General features: G+C 55.3%; 15 protein-coding genes and 1 tRNA gene. 8 read left to right on the top strand and 8 right to left on the bottom strand.

Features of this window, described 5'->3' with window-relative positions:
• Positions 1 to 10: 10 nt before the first annotated feature.
• Positions 11 to 1144, top strand: coding sequence for a D-alanine--D-alanine ligase (locus tag IPN69_11610; protein ID MBK8811362.1), 1134 nt, complete (start codon positions 11 to 13; stop codon positions 1142 to 1144).
• A gap of 12 nt (positions 1145 to 1156) precedes the next feature.
• On the opposite strand, the gene IPN69_11615 is transcribed toward IPN69_11610, so the two are convergent.
• The 5 genes from IPN69_11615 to IPN69_11635 form a co-directional block, all read right to left on the bottom strand.
• Positions 1157 to 2065: a VWA domain-containing protein gene (locus IPN69_11615; GenBank protein MBK8811363.1), complete on the bottom strand. Its 909-nt coding sequence runs from the start codon at positions 2063 to 2065 to the stop codon at positions 1157 to 1159.
• Between the two features lie 9 nt (positions 2066 to 2074).
• Complete coding sequence (locus tag IPN69_11620; protein MBK8811364.1) at positions 2075 to 2620, bottom strand: hypothetical protein; 546 nt, start codon at positions 2618 to 2620, stop codon at positions 2075 to 2077.
• Between the two features lie 10 nt (positions 2621 to 2630).
• A complete protein-coding gene (locus IPN69_11625; protein MBK8811365.1) occupies positions 2631 to 3266 on the bottom strand; it encodes a hypothetical protein in 636 nt (211 codons plus the stop codon).
• Positions 3267 to 3370: 104 nt separating this feature from the next.
• Positions 3371 to 4129 carry a glycosyltransferase family 2 protein gene (locus tag IPN69_11630; protein MBK8811366.1) on the bottom strand — a complete coding sequence of 253 codons (759 nt, stop codon included), beginning with the start codon at positions 4127 to 4129 and terminating at the stop codon, positions 3371 to 3373.
• A gap of 143 nt (positions 4130 to 4272) precedes the next feature.
• Positions 4273 to 6108, bottom strand: coding sequence for a TolC family protein (locus IPN69_11635; GenBank protein ID MBK8811367.1), 1836 nt, complete (start codon positions 6106 to 6108; stop codon positions 4273 to 4275).
• A 192-nt stretch (positions 6109 to 6300) separates the two neighbouring features.
• Here IPN69_11635 and gap point away from each other — a divergent pair, with 192 nt between their 5' ends.
• The 7 genes from gap (at position 6301) to IPN69_11670 (ending at position 12356) form a co-directional block, all read left to right on the top strand.
• Positions 6301 to 7308 (top strand): type I glyceraldehyde-3-phosphate dehydrogenase, encoded by a 1008-nt coding sequence (gap, locus tag IPN69_11640; GenBank protein ID MBK8811368.1) that lies wholly within the window; start codon positions 6301 to 6303, stop codon positions 7306 to 7308.
• A 168-nt stretch (positions 7309 to 7476) separates the two neighbouring features.
• Complete coding sequence (locus IPN69_11645) at positions 7477 to 7824, top strand: hypothetical protein (protein MBK8811369.1); 348 nt, start codon at positions 7477 to 7479, stop codon at positions 7822 to 7824.
• Between the two features lie 94 nt (positions 7825 to 7918).
• Complete coding sequence (locus tag IPN69_11650) at positions 7919 to 9157, top strand: phosphoglycerate kinase (protein ID MBK8811370.1); 1239 nt, start codon at positions 7919 to 7921, stop codon at positions 9155 to 9157.
• 550 nt (positions 9158 to 9707) lie between these two features.
• Complete coding sequence (locus IPN69_11655; protein ID MBK8811371.1) at positions 9708 to 10469, top strand: triose-phosphate isomerase; 762 nt, start codon at positions 9708 to 9710, stop codon at positions 10467 to 10469.
• 4 nt (positions 10470 to 10473) lie between these two features.
• The gene (gene secG / locus IPN69_11660) at positions 10474 to 10881 is read left to right on the top strand and encodes a preprotein translocase subunit SecG (protein MBK8811372.1); all 408 of its coding nucleotides are present in this window, start codon (positions 10474 to 10476) and stop codon (positions 10879 to 10881) included.
• A 32-nt stretch (positions 10882 to 10913) separates the two neighbouring features.
• Positions 10914 to 10998: transfer RNA gene (locus tag IPN69_11665), tRNA-Leu, on the top strand.
• 584 nt (positions 10999 to 11582) lie between these two features.
• On the top strand, positions 11583 to 12356 hold the full coding sequence (locus IPN69_11670; GenBank protein MBK8811373.1) for a hypothetical protein: 774 nt from the start codon (positions 11583 to 11585) through the stop codon (positions 12354 to 12356).
• 53 nt (positions 12357 to 12409) lie between these two features.
• On the opposite strand, the gene IPN69_11675 is transcribed toward IPN69_11670, so the two are convergent.
• From IPN69_11675 to IPN69_11685, 3 genes are read right to left on the bottom strand one after another with little or no spacing between them, the layout of a single operon-like run.
• Positions 12410 to 13615, bottom strand: coding sequence for an MCE family protein (locus tag IPN69_11675; GenBank protein MBK8811374.1), 1206 nt, complete (start codon positions 13613 to 13615; stop codon positions 12410 to 12412).
• A gap of 12 nt (positions 13616 to 13627) precedes the next feature.
• Positions 13628 to 14509 carry an ATP-binding cassette domain-containing protein gene (locus IPN69_11680; GenBank protein ID MBK8811375.1) on the bottom strand — a complete coding sequence of 294 codons (882 nt, stop codon included), beginning with the start codon at positions 14507 to 14509 and terminating at the stop codon, positions 13628 to 13630.
• Positions 14510 to 14534: 25 nt separating this feature from the next.
• Positions 14535 to 15305, bottom strand: coding sequence for an ABC transporter permease (locus IPN69_11685; protein ID MBK8811376.1), 771 nt, complete (start codon positions 15303 to 15305; stop codon positions 14535 to 14537).
• Positions 15306 to 15387: the final 82 nt, after the last annotated feature.

The following is a 15387-nucleotide window of genomic DNA, read 5'->3' on the forward strand; positions in this document are numbered from 1 at the left end:
GATTTGGACTATGAAAAAAATCGCGGTCGGAATTGTTTTCGGCGGAAGATCGGGCGAGCACGAAGTTGCCGTCCGTTCGGCCAAAACGGTCATCGAGAAGATCGACAGAGACAAATACGAGGTGGTGCCGATCGCGATCACGCGTGACGGCAACTGGCTGAATCCGGTCGAATCGCTCGGGTTCTTTCCGCCTGAGACGCAGAGCCTGATGATCGATCGGATCGGCGAGTTTCCGCGAAACGCCATCGCGGTGCTTGGAGATACGAAGTATCGCGGAATCACCAAGCTTGAGGTGGCCGAAGGCGAAAGCCGCCTGTGGCCGCTCGACGTGATCTTTCCGATCCTGCACGGGACATTCGGCGAGGACGGAACTGTTCAGGGTTTGTTCGAGATGGCGGGCATCCCGTACGTCGGATGCGGAGTTCTTTCATCGTCCTGCGGAATGGACAAGGTCTTTATGAAGATACTGTTCCGTGACGCGGGACTCCCGATCTGCAAATATGTCTGGTTCCTGCGCAGCGAATGGGAACACAACAACGAAACGACGATCCGGCAGATCGAGTCGAAACTCGGTTATCCGTGTTTCGTCAAGCCGGCGAATCTCGGGTCGTCGGTCGGTATCTCGAAGGCCTCGAACAAGATCCAGCTTCGCGATGCGATCGATCTTGCGGCGGAATACGATCGCAAGATAATTGTCGAAGAGTGTCTCGAAATGCGCGAGATCGAATGCGCGGTGCTGGGAAATGACGAACCGCGTGCGAGTTTGCCGGGCGAATACATCATCAAGGATGCGAGCAAGAAGTTTCTTGACTATACCGAGAAATACGCCGGAACCGGCAGCAACGAGTTCGTCGTTCCGGCCCCGTTGTCCGAGGAACTGGGACGCAAGGTCCAGCAATTGTCGATCGCCGCGTTCAAGGCAATTGACGGATCTGGCTTGGCGCGCGTCGACTTCTTTCTGCGCAACGACAACGGCGCGCTTCTCGTGAACGAGATCAACACGATGCCCGGGCTTACCGACGCCTCCGGGTACCCGAAAATGTGGGAAGGAACGGGGCTTGAGTTTTCTCAGGTAGTCGATGCGCTGATCACGCTCGCGATCGAGCGCCACGCCGATCTCAGCCGCAATAAGACAACTATTTGACCGAAACGGGATTCATTTTCCGGCTTTCGGCGCATTGTAGCCCTTGCGGGTCCGAACGGTCAGTGCGGGGTCGGTGACTCTCAATTCTATCGTCCGGTATTTTCCGTCCTTCGCCGTGTTCGCCGGTTGATAGCCGAGTGTGTACTGGATGCCCAGTTCCTGGACGATGGTCCGAAATGCATCGCGAAGCGCGCCGCCGCCGGGTGTGGCGATGAATTTCCCCCCGGATTTATCGGCGAAATTCTTCAACGCGCCTTGATTCTGAAACCGTTCGCGGACGCTCGAATCAGCTGAACTCATATCGACCGTATATATCGTCGCATTTGCGGCGAGCGCCGCTTTGAGGGCCTTGTCGGCCGAAGCCGAACTTCGCGTATCGGCGCCGTCGGAAAGAACGATGATCGCCCGGCGCTTTTCGGACCGTTTCTCAAGTTCAACGGCCGCCCGGACGATGGCATCATTGAGAATGGTCATCCCATCCGCTTTGAGGTCGAAAAAACCCTCGGCAAGATCGCGCGAGCCCGAAAATTCCTGCACCGGCGAGACTTTCGAATCGAAGTTGTAAATCGCCGCCACATCGTCGGCCCGCAACCCGTCCAAAAACTGGATCGCGGCGGAACGGGCGAGCGAAACCCGCTGTTCCATACTGCCCGACGTGTCAAGGAGTATGACGGCGGCGAACGGAGTTTTTTCAGTCAGAAAGAACTCCAGCCGCTGCTCCTTTCCGTCTTCGAAGACCTGAAACTGGCCGCGTTTGAGACCGGTCGCCGGTTTTCCGTCCGCGGTCGTGATCGTGGCGTTGATGACGACAAGCTGCGATTCGACCGTGATCGTGTCGGGATCGTCCTGTGCAGCGCAAAGAACCGTGAAAAGAAGCAAAACCGCGATGAGGTTCGAAAGACGAAGTTGAAATGAGATCATAGCGTGCGTTCAGTTGCCGAAACGGATAAACTTCAAGACCTTGAGCAGCACATTGGAGCTCTGGATGGCAACGGCGGAAACACTGTAGCGCGTCGACCTTTTGATCTCGTCGAAAAGCTTCGAAGCGTTTGACTGAAGCGACTTGAAGGCACCGATCAGGCTGTTCGGCTTGTCTTCCTCATTGTCTTTTTCAACTTCGTCGTTCTCGTCGTCGCTTCCGCCGAGATCGCTGCGGATCTTCTTCACCAGTTTTTCGAGTTTATCGAGTTTTTTCCGGTCTTCCCCGGATAGCTTGTTGGAATCGTTGAAGGCTTTCTCGAGTTCGTCGCTCAGCTTGACGGCTTCTTCCGTCCGTTTGAGGAGTTCATCGTATTCTTTCTTCTCGCGTTCGATCCGCTGTTTGGCGAGAGTTTCCTTAATATTTGCCGGCAACTCCTCCTGCCCCGAGCCCGGGCGCCGGGAGTCACCGTCGGTCCGGACCTGACCAAAGGCCATCGACGAGGGCATAAGTGCCAACAGGCAGAACAACAAAAGCGCGAAAACTCTGACTGACATCTGTAACACCTTAGTCGTTGTTATCGACCGGTTCGTTCGGCGAGACTCCGGTGATCGCTTCGACCAATCTGACCAAAAACTCCTCTTCAGCGGCGCCGCTGCTCTCAAGTTTTGTCCATTCGCTCGACAGGCCGCTGCCGGCCAGTCCTTCGATCTTCGCGGTGACGGCGACGTTGTTCTGGATGCCGTCGATCGACTGAACCTCGATCGTCAGCGAATAGCGTCCTCGTATCCAGGAAACGTCGGACATCGGAACGAGCGCGTACCGGGTCAATTCGTTCTTCGTGATGACGGCGCCCTTGGCGAAAATAAATGGCTGCGTGACGATCAGACCGTCATTGAGCCGGGAAGCGGCCTCGTCGATGATGATCTTTTTTTCGCGAAGCAGGTCGACGATGTTCTCGACCAACACGTCGCGTCGCGAGTTGAGCCGGATCGGATTGTCGATCCGCGGACGGACTTTCGTCTTGTCCTTGCCAAAGTTCCACGAACGGCTGACATCGTTCTCGCGCGAGGTCGTCTTGTTGGTATCATCCTTGATCTTCTGGGTCTGGGTGTCGATGCCCTTCGTCTGGCCGTTTTGCGCCGGGACGGAAACAGCAAGAACGATCAACGCAATGGTCGAAAAAAGAAAGATTTTACTCATAAAATTGCCGTATCTCACAGCTACAAATATAACCCAATTCGGAATGAAACCAAAGGTTTGATGTCGTTGGTAATTCTGGAGTTGTACGCGGGTCAGCGCGACGTCTAAGGCTCCCGGCGCCGGCGTTCGAAGAGCAGAAGATGTTTCAGAAAAGCGTGATGTGCGGCGAACTTGGCGATGCAGAAGCCGGGCAGTCCGTCGAGGATCCCCAACTTAAGAAAGTACGTCTGCAAAAAGGCGATCGGGCCGGCCGTCAGGACCCGCAGGATGCCGGTTCGGCGGCCGTCCGTGAACATCTGCTCGGCGGCCAGAGGGGCGTAACGTTCGCCGATCAATCGGTGGTGATCGGCAACACTGTCGATGCTGAAATGAAGGATGTCGGAACCGAGTTTTTCAATGCGTCCGTCGATCTTGACGGACTCGTGAACGAGCGTGTCGATCCAATGCCCGCGGCGGCGGTCGAAAAGACGTGTTTGCCAGTCCGGATACCAACCACCGTGACGGATCGGGCGGTCCATATAAAAGGTTAGCCGGGGAATCCGGTAGCCGGCGGCCAGATCCGTGCCGTTCGTCGATCGGAGCCGTTCGATCTCCGTACGAAGTTCGGACGATACCTCTTCGTCGGCATCGAGGCTGAAGATCCAATCGTTTGCCGCCGAATCGACGCCAAACTGTTTTTGTCGCGCAAATCCCGGCCAATCGCGTTCGATGACCCGCGCGCCGAACTCCGTCGCGACCGCCGCCGTCCGGTCGGAACTGTGCGAATCGATCACGAGAATCTCGTCGGCCCAGTCGACCGACTTGAGCGCGCGTCCGATCTTTTCTTCCTCGTTGTAGGCAATGATGACGGCCGTGATCTTCACGTGTTGAGTTTAACCCAGATTACGCATTGGAAGAAAACTTCCCTCGAAACAAGCGAAATACGCGAAAAACCGATCCGTTGCCGCCGAACGCGAAAAAGGCGGACGCCGACGCGTCCGCCCGAGGAGTTCGTTTGTTTCGAGTGCTATTTGTCTTGGGTCATCGGCGATTCGACCTCGACGTTGTTGGCGCGAAATGTCGTGGACGTGACCCGCTGGAGTTCCGCGACTGCTTTGTTATAGTCCGTTTCGGCGCGGATCTCGGAATTACGCGCGTTCGTCAAGGCGTTCTCGCGCTGGAACAGAAGGAACGTCGTCGATCTGCCGACCTCGAGGAGTTTTCGTTCGCCCTCGAGCTGAATCTCGGCGCTCTCTCTCGCGCGCCTAGCCGCTAGCACGCGCTGCCGCGATGTGTCGAGGGCCTGGACCGCGTTCCTGACTTCGGTCAGAACCGACTGCTCCTGGGACCGAAGCCGCGCGTCGATCTGCTGCGTCTGGATCCTTGCCGAGGCAAGATCGGCCTTTGCGGTCTGATTCTTGAACGGAAAACTGATCGTCACGCCGAGCGTGAAATTCGGTGCATCCGTACGGAAAAAATTGCCGATCGAGCGAGAGAATCCTCCGCGCAGATAACTCGGCGAGCCGGGAACGGTCAATGTCGGGATCGGTAAGCATCCGGCCGGCGGCGTCGGGCTGGTGCATATCAGGTTGTACAGGAAAGACGTCGCGTTCGTGAACGGCGCCGTCTGCTGTGTGATCAGCGGAACGAGCGAACTCGCCGTGCTGACGTTGCCGCTCGAGAGTCCGTCGAGCGAGAACGTCGATGTCAGGTCGATCCTCGGCCGCAACTGATTGCGAAAATAGTCGATGTCGATCTTGTTGATCTCCTTTTCCGTTTTCAGACGGCTCAGTTCGGGACGAAACTCCATCGCGTCCTTCAGCGCATCGTCAAGTTCGACCGCGCTCATACTGAAGACCGGCTTGTCCGTCGGAACCACTTGCTGCGACCATTCGGCGGCGTTCGCATCTTTCAGAAGCAGTTGCTTGAGGCGATTCTCGGTCGTTGAGACCTGCTGGATCGCGAGGAGCAGATCAGACTCGCGATTGGCAAGCTCGGTTTCGACCTCTGCCTTTTGAAGGGGCGCGGCGGCTCCGGCGGCGATCCGTGCCTCGACCTGCCGGAGGTTTTCCTTCGAGAGATTCAGGTTGGCAACGCGGTTCTGTTGGTCACGAAGCGCAAAAACAAGATCCCAATATGCCGCCTGAACCTGCGAGATCGTCGTGATCGCCTGTCGGCGAAAGTCCGCATCCGATTGCGATACACGCTTTCGCTGAATCTTGATCTGACGGCGCGTCGAATCGATCCCGAAATTCCTCCAAAGCGGCTGCGTATAGGTCACGCCGACGCTTGAAGAGTAGATCGCTCCGCCCGAAGAAACGCCGGAGCCGTTGCTGACCTGCTGCTGCGCGAAACGGTTTTCCGTGCGGTTGTTATTGAAAAACGCCCGCAGGTTGCCGCCGCCGGGGCGAATCTGTTTGGTGAAGTCGGACGTGACCCTGAAGTCGGTCGTCGCGCTGTTTCCGGTCGTCGAATTGCGGTCGTAATTCGGACTGATTGTAAACACGCCGTCGTAAACTCCGAGCAGAGACTTCAGACTTAGCTCCGCGATCTTGACATCGTTTTTTGCGATCTCGATGTCGTTGTTGTTTTCGAGCGCGCGCCTGATGGCTTCATTGAGTGTCAGCGGAAGCGTCTGCGTCGTTTGGACGCCGACGCGCGATAGTGACGTCACGAAGGTCGGGCCGTTGATCGTCGTGCCCGATTCTTCGGCCGTCGGTTCGGCGGACTTATTGGAATTGTTCGTGTTTTTCGCAATTTGCGCCGGTGTCAACGGAGTCTGGCCCGAGACCAGTCCCGCGTCGTGCGCCGTGAACAGGACGAGAAGAAACAATATAACTGCGAAATAGCGCAACGTTTTCATTATGTATAGAGCTCCGAGTTTTGGTACTTGAAGTGTGCAAAAAAGCCTACAAACTCAATGGGTTACTACGCTGCTCCAAATGCCAATGTTTCAAAAAACTTCCCCTCTATTCGCGTTGAACTTTGGCGGAAATTAAGTTAAATTCAAGTCTTTAATATAACATTGTTTTTGATCGGAGGAATTGATAACGGAATGGGAATCAAAGTTGGAATTAACGGGTTCGGACGCATCGGACGCAACGTTTTAAGAACATGTCTCGGCGACAAAGATATTGATTTTGTTGCAGTTAACGACCTGACCGATACCAGGACGCTGGCGCATCTTCTCAAATACGACTCGATAATGGGAAATCTCGAGAACGATATCTCCGCTGACGGGGACACGATCAGGGTCGACGGTGACAGTTTCAAAGTGTTCTCGGAAAAAGATCCGGCGGCGATTGACTGGAATTCGGTCGGCGCCGAGATCATCATTGAATCGACAGGCCGCTTCACGAAGGCTGAAGACGCCTCGAAACATCTTCGCGGCAGCGTCAAAAAGGTCATCATCAGCGCGCCGGCGAAGGGCGAAGACGTGACGATCGTTCTCGGTGTCAACGAAGGAATGTACGACGCTTCGAAACATCACATCATTTCGAACGCCTCGTGCACGACCAATTGTCTGGCACCGGTCGCAAAGGTCATCCACGACACCTTCGGCATCAAGAACGCGTTGATGAATACGATCCATAGCTACACGAATGACCAGCAGCTGCTCGATCTGCCGCACAAGGATCTGCGTCGGGCCCGCGCCGCCGCGCTTTCGATGATCCCGACCTCGACCGGAGCCGCGAAGGCCGTCGCGCTCGTGATTCCGGAACTCAAAGGCAAATTCGACGGCATCTCGGTCCGCGTTCCGACGCCGAACGTTTCGCTCGTCGATGTCGTGATGAATGTCGAAAAATCGACCTCGACGGACGAGGTCAATGCGGCGTTGAAAGAGGCGGCGAACGGAGCGATGAAGGGAATTCTGGCGGTCAGCGAAGAACCGCTTGTTTCGATCGATTTCCGGGGCAATGCGAATTCGTCGATCGTCGATGCCGAGAACACGAAGGTCATCGACGGCACGTGCATCAAGATCCTTTCGTGGTACGACAACGAATGGGGTTATTCGTGCCGGGTTCGTGATTTGGTCAAATATATTGCGGCGAAAGGGCTCTGAGACTTCCTTCGTTCGTGATTGGAAAGCGACTTTTAGAGATTCGGATTTGGCGATTTCGGATAATGTGCTAAATTATTGCCATTGCTAAGCCTGAGGAGAAACCTGATGAAAAATTTGCTGAACAAAAATACGCTGAATATTGTTTTGATCGCTTTGGTTTTGGTGGTAATGGGCTGCCAGTGCGGGAAGTGGAGAGATCTCTCGAATTCGAGTTCCTCGACGCCGAGTTCGTCGCCTTCGACGTCGGACAGCCCGTCGACGACCTCGTCGCCCGGAAGCAAGACCACTTCGGGAAAAGCGGATCTGACGCTCGACAAGTACAACCAGATAAAGACGGGGATGACCTACAAGGCGATCGTCGACATCATCGGGTCCGAAGGCGAAGAGACATTCAGCTCGGAAGTAGGGAAATACACCATCAAATCGTACAAATGGGATGGCGGAGATTTCAAGTACATCTTCGGCACCTTCAACAACGATAAGCTCACGTCGAAGTCGCAGTCGAATCTCAAGTAGCGGTTACGACGATCTGACGATAACTGCGTTCGGCACAAAGGCGATCAACGCTGATGTCCCGAACGCTTTTTCACTTCTGCGCGATCTGACGAAAATGAACAAAAAGACCATCAAAGACATCGACATCAAGGGCAAGCGGGTTTTTATACGCGTCGATTTCAACGTTCCGATCAAAGACGGAAAAATTACCGACGACACCAGAATTCTCGGCGCGTTGCCGACGATCCGTTACGCTTCTGAAAACGGTGCGAAGGTGATCGTCGCCTCGCACCTCGGTCGCCCGATCAAGGACAAGAAGAAGGCCGAAGAAAAGGGGATTCCGTATGATCCGGCGAAATACAGTCTGCGGCCGGTTTTCGAGTATCTCAAAGCGCTTCCCGGTTCCGGCGACGATCATATCAAGTTCGCCGACGATTGCATCGGCGCAGATGTAAAGACGCTGGCCGACGCGCTCGAGCCCGGCCAGGTGCTTTTGCTCGAAAACGTCCGTTATCACGCCGGCGAAGAAAAGAATGACGAAGAATTCGCGCGGCAACTTGGTGAACTCTGCGACGTGTACGTCAACGATGCGTTCGGAACGGCGCATCGCGCACACGCTTCGACCGCCGGCATCACGAAATTCGTTTCGGAGAGCGTCGCCGGCTTCCTGATGGAAAAGGAACTCGAGTTTCTCGGCAAAGCTCTGCACGATCCGGATCGGCCGTTCGTCGCGATCCTCGGCGGCGCGAAGGTTTCGGACAAGATCCCGGTGATCAAATCGCTCATCGAACGGCGCGTCGACAAGCTCCTTATCGGCGGCGCGATGGCATACACGTTTTTCAAGGCGAACGGGTACACGATCGGAAAATCGCTCGTCGAGGACGAAATGATGCCGACGGCGCTCGAGATCCAGAAACAGGCGGCCGACGCCGGCGTTCAGCTTCTGCTGCCGACGGACCATCAGGTCGTCGACAGTTATGATCCGCTCAATTCGCGAAAGACGATCCCGGTCGATTTCACGAATGCCGGACTTGTCGGACTCGACATCGGCGCCGAAACGATCGCGATCTTTTCGGCGGCGATAAAGGACGCGAAAACGATCATCTGGAACGGCCCGATGGGAATGTTTGAGGAAAAGCCCTTCGACGAAGGAACGCTCGCGATCGCGAACGCGGTTGCGGAAGCGACCGACCACGGGGCGATCTCGATCGTCGGCGGCGGCGATTCGGTGGCGGCGGTCAATCAATCCGGGCTTTCGGGACGGATCTCGCATATCTCGACGGGCGGCGGCGCAACGCTCGAATTCTTGGCCGGCGATGAATTGCCGGGCGTCGCCGCGCTCGAAGACAAATAGGTATGTCGGTAGAGTTTGATAGGTTGCGGGAGCTTGCGGTTGAGATTGCCCGCCACGAACAAGGAAGACGCGTCCGCGAAATCGGAATGGAGAATCGAGGGCCGATCGTCGATGTGTATCTTCGAACCGCTGGCTTCGATCAGGGGGTAATGGACTCACCGACGGCGGCCGGCGCGAATGACAGAATGTGGTGCGGGGCCTTCATTTATTGGTGCTATCTTCAGGCGTCGCGTCGGTTGAATCAGCCGTTGCCGTTTTCCGGGACTCATTTGTGGGGCGGGAGACGGTTGAGGATTTGGGCGGCTCGCCATACCGATGCGCGGGTTGCGGACGGTAACGTTCAATCGGGGGATATTTTTGCGATCCGGAACGATCACATCGGGATCGCCACGGGAACTTCCGTTAATGGAATCTTTCCCACGATTGAGGGCAATCAAGGGACGACGAGTTCTGCTTGGAATGGAATTGCTCCGAGTAGCCAGAATATCGCGAATTGCATTGTCGTCGTAAGGATCTGAGGCCAAAGAACCACGTTTTTCGATTTAGACGTATGAGAAAACCCGTAATTGCAGGGAACTGGAAAATGTTCAAGATGCTCGGTGAAGCCGTCGATACGGCGCTCGAGCTCAAGCCGCTGGTATCGAATGCGAATCATTGCGAGGTCTTGATCGCGCCGGTGTTCGTCCACCTGAAGACGGTCGCCGACCGTTTGGAGGGCTCGAACATCCGCGTCGCCGCGCAGGACTGTGCCGCCGAACCCAAACAGTCGGCGAATACCGGCGAAGTCTCGGCGGAAATGCTGAAAGACGCCGGTTGTTCGCACGTCATTATCGGCCATTCCGAACGCCGGCAGTTTTACGGCGAAACGAACGAGAGCGTGAACCGCAAAACAAGATCCGCTCTCGCGGCCGGAATGACGGCGATCGTCTGCGTTGGCGAAACCCTCGGCCAGCGCGAAAGCGGGGAATTGTTTAACGTTATCGCGGAACAGGTTCGCGAGGGTTTGGGCGGTTTGACAACTTCCGACCTGGAACGTATTATTATCGCTTACGAGCCTGTCTGGGCGATCGGAACCGGTAAAACGGCGACGCCTGAACAGGCTCAAGAAATGCACGGATTCATCCGTCGGAAGGTCTCGGAAATTCAGGGACAAGCCGTCGCGGACAATGTCAGGATTCTTTACGGCGGTTCGGTAAAACCGGACAACATCGCCGAATTGATGAGCCAAGAGGACATTGACGGAGCATTGGTCGGCGGCGCGAGTTTGGACGCTGCTGGGTTCGCGAAGATAGTCAATTACAGGCTGGTTTAAGGTTTTGCAATACGTTTTATATACAATTTTCTTTCTTTCGTGCCTGCTGCTGATGGTTGTCATTTTGCTGCAGCCCGGAAAAACGGATGCCGGCGCGCTTTTCACGAGCAATGTTTCGAGCAACGCATTCGGCCCGCGCGGAACGGCGACGGTACTCTCAAAGGTCACGATCGTGACGGCGACGGTCTTTATGATCTCGGCGCTGCTGCTCGCGATGCCGGCGCTTCAGGGAAACGTCTCGGTACTGTCGAGCAATCCTGACACGCCTGCTGACACGATTGCTCCGGCGACCGATTCGAATTCGAACACGGTGACGAACACGACGGCTCCTGCTCCGGAAACGAACACGAATGCGGTTTCTCCGGCGGCATCCGAGTCGAACACTACCGCTCCGGCGAATGCGAACAAGTAGTTTGCAGGTTTTTGAAAAGTTTCCCTTCCTAAGCTGAGGTGGCGTAATTGGTAGCCGCGCACGTTTGAGGGGCGTGTGGAGAGATCCGTGCGGGTTCGAGTCCCGCCCTCAGCACCAAGTTTTTAGTGCGAATGCCGTTCCGATTTGATTCGGAACGGCATTTTGTCTTGAATTGCACCGGAGATCCGACGGTTCGCCGGATCGAGGACCAATCTTCTTCACTCACGCATAAGCCCGGGCGACCTCAACGAAACATCGGAAGGCCCCGTCTTGAAAGATTATGGTCCAAAGATGTCCACCAACTTTCTAAGCCAAATGCCCGCGCCACCATTCGCGAAACCAAGCCTTTCGCCAGCAACGATTGCAAGCACGACGGGAACGCAAGTTCTCATAAATGTCATTTAGTTCAAGAGATAAAGAGAAATGCCGAAAAACACAGAAATGTTCTGCCGCCTTGCCAGAACCGTCCCCACCGGCGTGCGGACCGATGGCTGAAACCGTGGGAGGTCCGGATTACTCCGATCAGTTGCAAGAGCAGCCAAAAACGAAGCAGTTCGCGACAGCCCAACGATGCAATGACCGAATGTTCTGTCTCTGATGCGATCGCGGAGTCAGAGGTCCGTTTTATTTTTTGAGCCGGTTTTGCCGGTTTTGACGCATTTGTGTTCAGAACCTGTTCTTAGGAGAAAAATGAAAAGAATATGAAAAAACAAGCAAACTGGCAGTGCAAAGTTGTCGTGACCGCGATGTTGGCAGTCGCCTTCGTGATTGGCGGAAATTTGAACGCCGTCGCGCAGGACAAATTTAAGGTTGGCGATCGAGTCGAGTGCGAGGTCACCGGAAATCCACAGGGGAAATGGTGGTCAAAAGGGACAATAATGCCGTTTAAGCCGGGCGATTTCGGGTCGGGTATGGAACCCGACGGCAGTTGGTATCGGGTTAAAGTCGACAGCAACAAGGTCGAGTATCCGTGCAAGCCCGATGTATTGCGCCGGATCGGTGGAGAGGCCGTGACCACAAAGCCCGGTCGTGTGAAGACGCCTGTCAACGAACCGTTAGAGAATACCGAAACCGAAGGACAGGGCAATTTTCTCGATTGTCCGGTTGCACAGAAAAAAGTGGCGCGTGGCGGTGCACCAAATGTCGAGCTTTTCAAGAAGATAATCCGCTGCCACAAGGGCGAGAAGGACGTTGATGAAGGTGACGAAGGAGCCGTCGGCGTCGAGATCGCCTCGGTCCAAATCGGTGCAGCGCGCCCGTGGAGTTACTCCCAGGACAATGGAAACTCAAAACCAGGCACACTGGTTTATCCCGTCAAGGCAACTTACACGGTGCGAACGTTCTACAGAAATGCAACCGAGGTCGAGGAAGGATGGATACGTATTCTGAACTTTTACGTCAATGCGTTTGGCGAGTGGCAGATCGGATCCGAGGAGCCGGTCAAGGCTCCGAAAACGAGACGCATTCCCAAATGATCCGCAAGTATCTGCGAATCTATCCGTAAACAGCCAACAACCCGCACGGGCCGCTAGAACAGCTTGAATTTGATGGTCAGAAACTTCTTCGGATTTTGCCTGAAATCGTAGAGCAATTTTGTGCTTTCGCTCGAAAATTGATTCACGTTCGACATCGTCTGATTCATATTGTTGTAGAGCGTCTCGTCGGTAACGAGACGTCCGATGGTGCCTTTTCCGGCGCGGGCGTCGCCGAGAAGGGCATCGAGCTTTTCGGCGGTCGAACTGAACTTGCCGAGCGTGTTCTGGACGTCGTCGTAGAGTTTGTCGTCCTTGAGCAATTTGCCGGCCGTTCCGCGGCCCTCGCGAAGGTCGGTCGTGATCACCTTGAAATCGTCGGCGATCGAGTTGATCTTGCCGACCGATGTCCTGAGATCGGCGATCGCCGCGCGGGTGTCGTTATAGAGCGCCTCGTCGGTAATGAACTTGCCGGCTGTGCCTTTGCCTTCGCGGATTTCCTTCGAGATCGTTTCAAGCTGGCTAACGGTCTCCTTCAAGCTGTCATAAAGCGCCGGATCGCGGATCAGCTTACCCGCGGTGCCGTCGCCCTTGTTGACGTCGTCGATGGTGTTCTGGAGCTTGAGCATCGTCAACTTCGCCTCGCCGATCGTCGAGTCAAGGCTCTGATAAAGCTGATCGTTGTTGATTATCTGACCGAGCGTTCCTTCGCCCTGGTTCGCCTTGTTGAGGATCTCGTTGGTCGGCGTCGCGAGACGGTTGATCTGCTGCAGCAATTCGTTTCCGGTTGCCGTCAGCTGATTGATCGAGATCGCTTCTTTCGATTCGAGAATGTCGTTCTCGGAAACCGGCGTCCCTTTTTGCGAACCCGGAGAGATATTGATCATCTTGTCGTTCGCCAAAACGGAGGTCGCGACCAACTGGGCCGTCGAATCGGTCCGGATCCGTTCGGTTATCGGCCGCCCGTAGAGTTCGCGGCTGATCGCCATAATCGCTTCGATCTTGAAGTCCTCGGGGCTTTCCGGCGGAAGAAGCACGACTTCCTCGACCTTGCCGATGTTCACGCCCGCAAGCTGAACTTCGGAACCGGATCGAAGCCCATCGGCCGCCGCGAAACGCGCCTTTATGCGCAGTTTCTTCTCAAACGGGTTGAAGTCGCCCGTCGAGTTCATAATCAAAAACGCGAAGACGAGAAGTCCGAACAGGACGAAAATGCCGACGCGAAGCTGGCTCAGTGTTAAGTTCTTTTGATTACGTGCCATATTTCTCCGTAACTATTTGCCGCGAATGAACTTGCGAATGTAAGGGTCCTCGTTATTGCGAAGTTCCTCGTCGGAACCACTGAAAATGATCTGTCCGTCGCGGAGCATCATAACCTCGGTGTTGATCATACAAATCCGCTCGCCTTCCTGCTCGAAGATCACGTGGCCGTCGTCGTCAACCGTCGCATACTCTGAACATAGGTATTCGAGGTTGTTCATCTCGTGCGTAACGAAAATCGACGAAACGTCTTCGAGATCGCGGAGTTTGATCGCGAGTTCGCAGATCGTCCGCGCCGTCGGCGGGTCAAGACCGGCCGTAGGCTCGTCAAACATCACGATCGACGGGTCGCCGACGAGGGCGCGGGCGATCCCGACGCGCCGGCGCATACCGCCTGAAAGTTCGTTCGGCATCTTGTCGATCGCATCCTCCAGATCGACGAAACGCAGCATTCGACGCACCTCTTTTTCGACGGATTCCTCGTCAACGTGCTTTTCGTGGAGCCGGTATGCGACGTTTTCATAAACCGACAGCGAATCGAACAGAGCGCCTTCCTGAAAGACCATCCCGATATGCTGCCTGACCGGCATCATTTCGTGTTCGTCGTAATCGGTGATTTCCTCGCCGCTGACGAAGATCTGTCCCGAATCGGGTTTCAAAAGTCCGAGAATGAGCCGAATGATCGTCGATTTCCCGCCGCCGCTGCGTCCGAGAATGATCTTTGTCTCGCCGCGCCGGACCTTGAAACTGACGCCGTCGAGGATCTTTCGCTCATCGAACGAAAGATGAACGTCGCGAAACTCTATCGCCGGAATGATTCGGTCCGAACGATCCATCGGTTGTGCGAAATCGTTCGACTCGAGCGTCTCGGTCACGTCTTGGGGCGAAGCCTGCATACAAAAAGTTCGTATATTATAGGGGTTAGATCTCGCCGATGTCGAGAATCGTCTGCAGCGCCTTGGAAAGGAAAAAGTCGAAAACGATGACCGCGATCGATGCTTGGACGACCGCGCTCGTTGTCGAGCGTCCGACGCCCACGGTTCCGCCGGTCGTGTTCAAGCCGCGAAAACAGGAAATGCTGCCGATAATGAGTCCGAAAAAAACGGGCTTGATGATTCCGCCGATGATGTCTTTGGTGTCGATGCCGTTGCGGACCGAAGTCAAAAAGACGTTCGACTCCTGATTGTAGATCGACGACGCGACCACGCCGCCGCCGATGATGCCGAAAACGTCGGCCGCTACCGTGAGCATCGGAAGCATCAGGATCAGCGCGATCAACCGCGGTGCGACCAGTTTTCGGTACGGGTCGGTCCCGAGTGCGCGCATCGCGTCGATCTGTTGCGAAACGACCATCGAGCCGAGTTCGGCCGAGATCGCCGAACCGATCCGCCCCGAAACCATCAACGCGCAAAGAACCGGACCGAGTTCGCGGACAAGGGAAGTCGCGACGGCGCGTCCGGCTTCATTCTGGGCGCTGTAATAGGCAAGAGTCGGAAAAGTCTGAAGAACCAAAACGCCGCCTGTGAAAAAGCCGGTCAAAATCACGATCGGGAGAGAACCGACACCGATCGAGTCCATCTGCCGGATGGTCTCGGGAATGTATCGCGGCTTCGAAAAAAGCGCGATAAACGACCAGAAGCAAAGGACGCTGATCTCCTGCAATTCGAATAGAAACTTTTTGAGCGGATTCATTCGTCGTTATATCGAACAACTTGGACTGTGCAAAGATTACACCGAAGTCTGCCCAATCGACAAACAAAAAAGCCGACTTGGA

Source organism: Acidobacteriota bacterium (assembly GCA_016715115.1).
Lineage (GTDB): Bacteria > Acidobacteriota > Blastocatellia > Pyrinomonadales > Pyrinomonadaceae > JAFDVJ01.

Coding starts and splice junctions, on each gene's coding strand:
- IPN69_11655 (MBK8811371.1), top strand. CDS start 9,708: ATGAGAAAACCCGTAATTGCAGGGAACTGGAAAATGTTCAAGATGCTC.
- IPN69_11615 (MBK8811363.1), bottom strand. CDS start 2,065: ATGATCTCATTTCAACTTCGTCTTTCGAACCTCATCGCGGTTTTGCTT.
- IPN69_11625 (MBK8811365.1), bottom strand. CDS start 3,266: ATGAGTAAAATCTTTCTTTTTTCGACCATTGCGTTGATCGTTCTTGCT.
- IPN69_11635 (MBK8811367.1), bottom strand. CDS start 6,108: ATGAAAACGTTGCGCTATTTCGCAGTTATATTGTTTCTTCTCGTCCTG.
- IPN69_11675 (MBK8811374.1), bottom strand. CDS start 13,615: ATGGCACGTAATCAAAAGAACTTAACACTGAGCCAGCTTCGCGTCGGC.
- IPN69_11610 (MBK8811362.1), top strand. CDS start 11: ATGAAAAAAATCGCGGTCGGAATTGTTTTCGGCGGAAGATCGGGCGAG.
- IPN69_11670 (MBK8811373.1), top strand. CDS start 11,583: ATGAAAAAACAAGCAAACTGGCAGTGCAAAGTTGTCGTGACCGCGATG.
- IPN69_11645 (MBK8811369.1), top strand. CDS start 7,477: ATGGGCTGCCAGTGCGGGAAGTGGAGAGATCTCTCGAATTCGAGTTCC.
- IPN69_11620 (MBK8811364.1), bottom strand. CDS start 2,620: ATGTCAGTCAGAGTTTTCGCGCTTTTGTTGTTCTGCCTGTTGGCACTT.
- IPN69_11680 (MBK8811375.1), bottom strand. CDS start 14,509: ATGCAGGCTTCGCCCCAAGACGTGACCGAGACGCTCGAGTCGAACGAT.
- IPN69_11650 (MBK8811370.1), top strand. CDS start 7,919: ATGAACAAAAAGACCATCAAAGACATCGACATCAAGGGCAAGCGGGTT.
- IPN69_11685 (MBK8811376.1), bottom strand. CDS start 15,305: ATGAATCCGCTCAAAAAGTTTCTATTCGAATTGCAGGAGATCAGCGTC.
- gap (MBK8811368.1), top strand. CDS start 6,301: ATGGGAATCAAAGTTGGAATTAACGGGTTCGGACGCATCGGACGCAAC.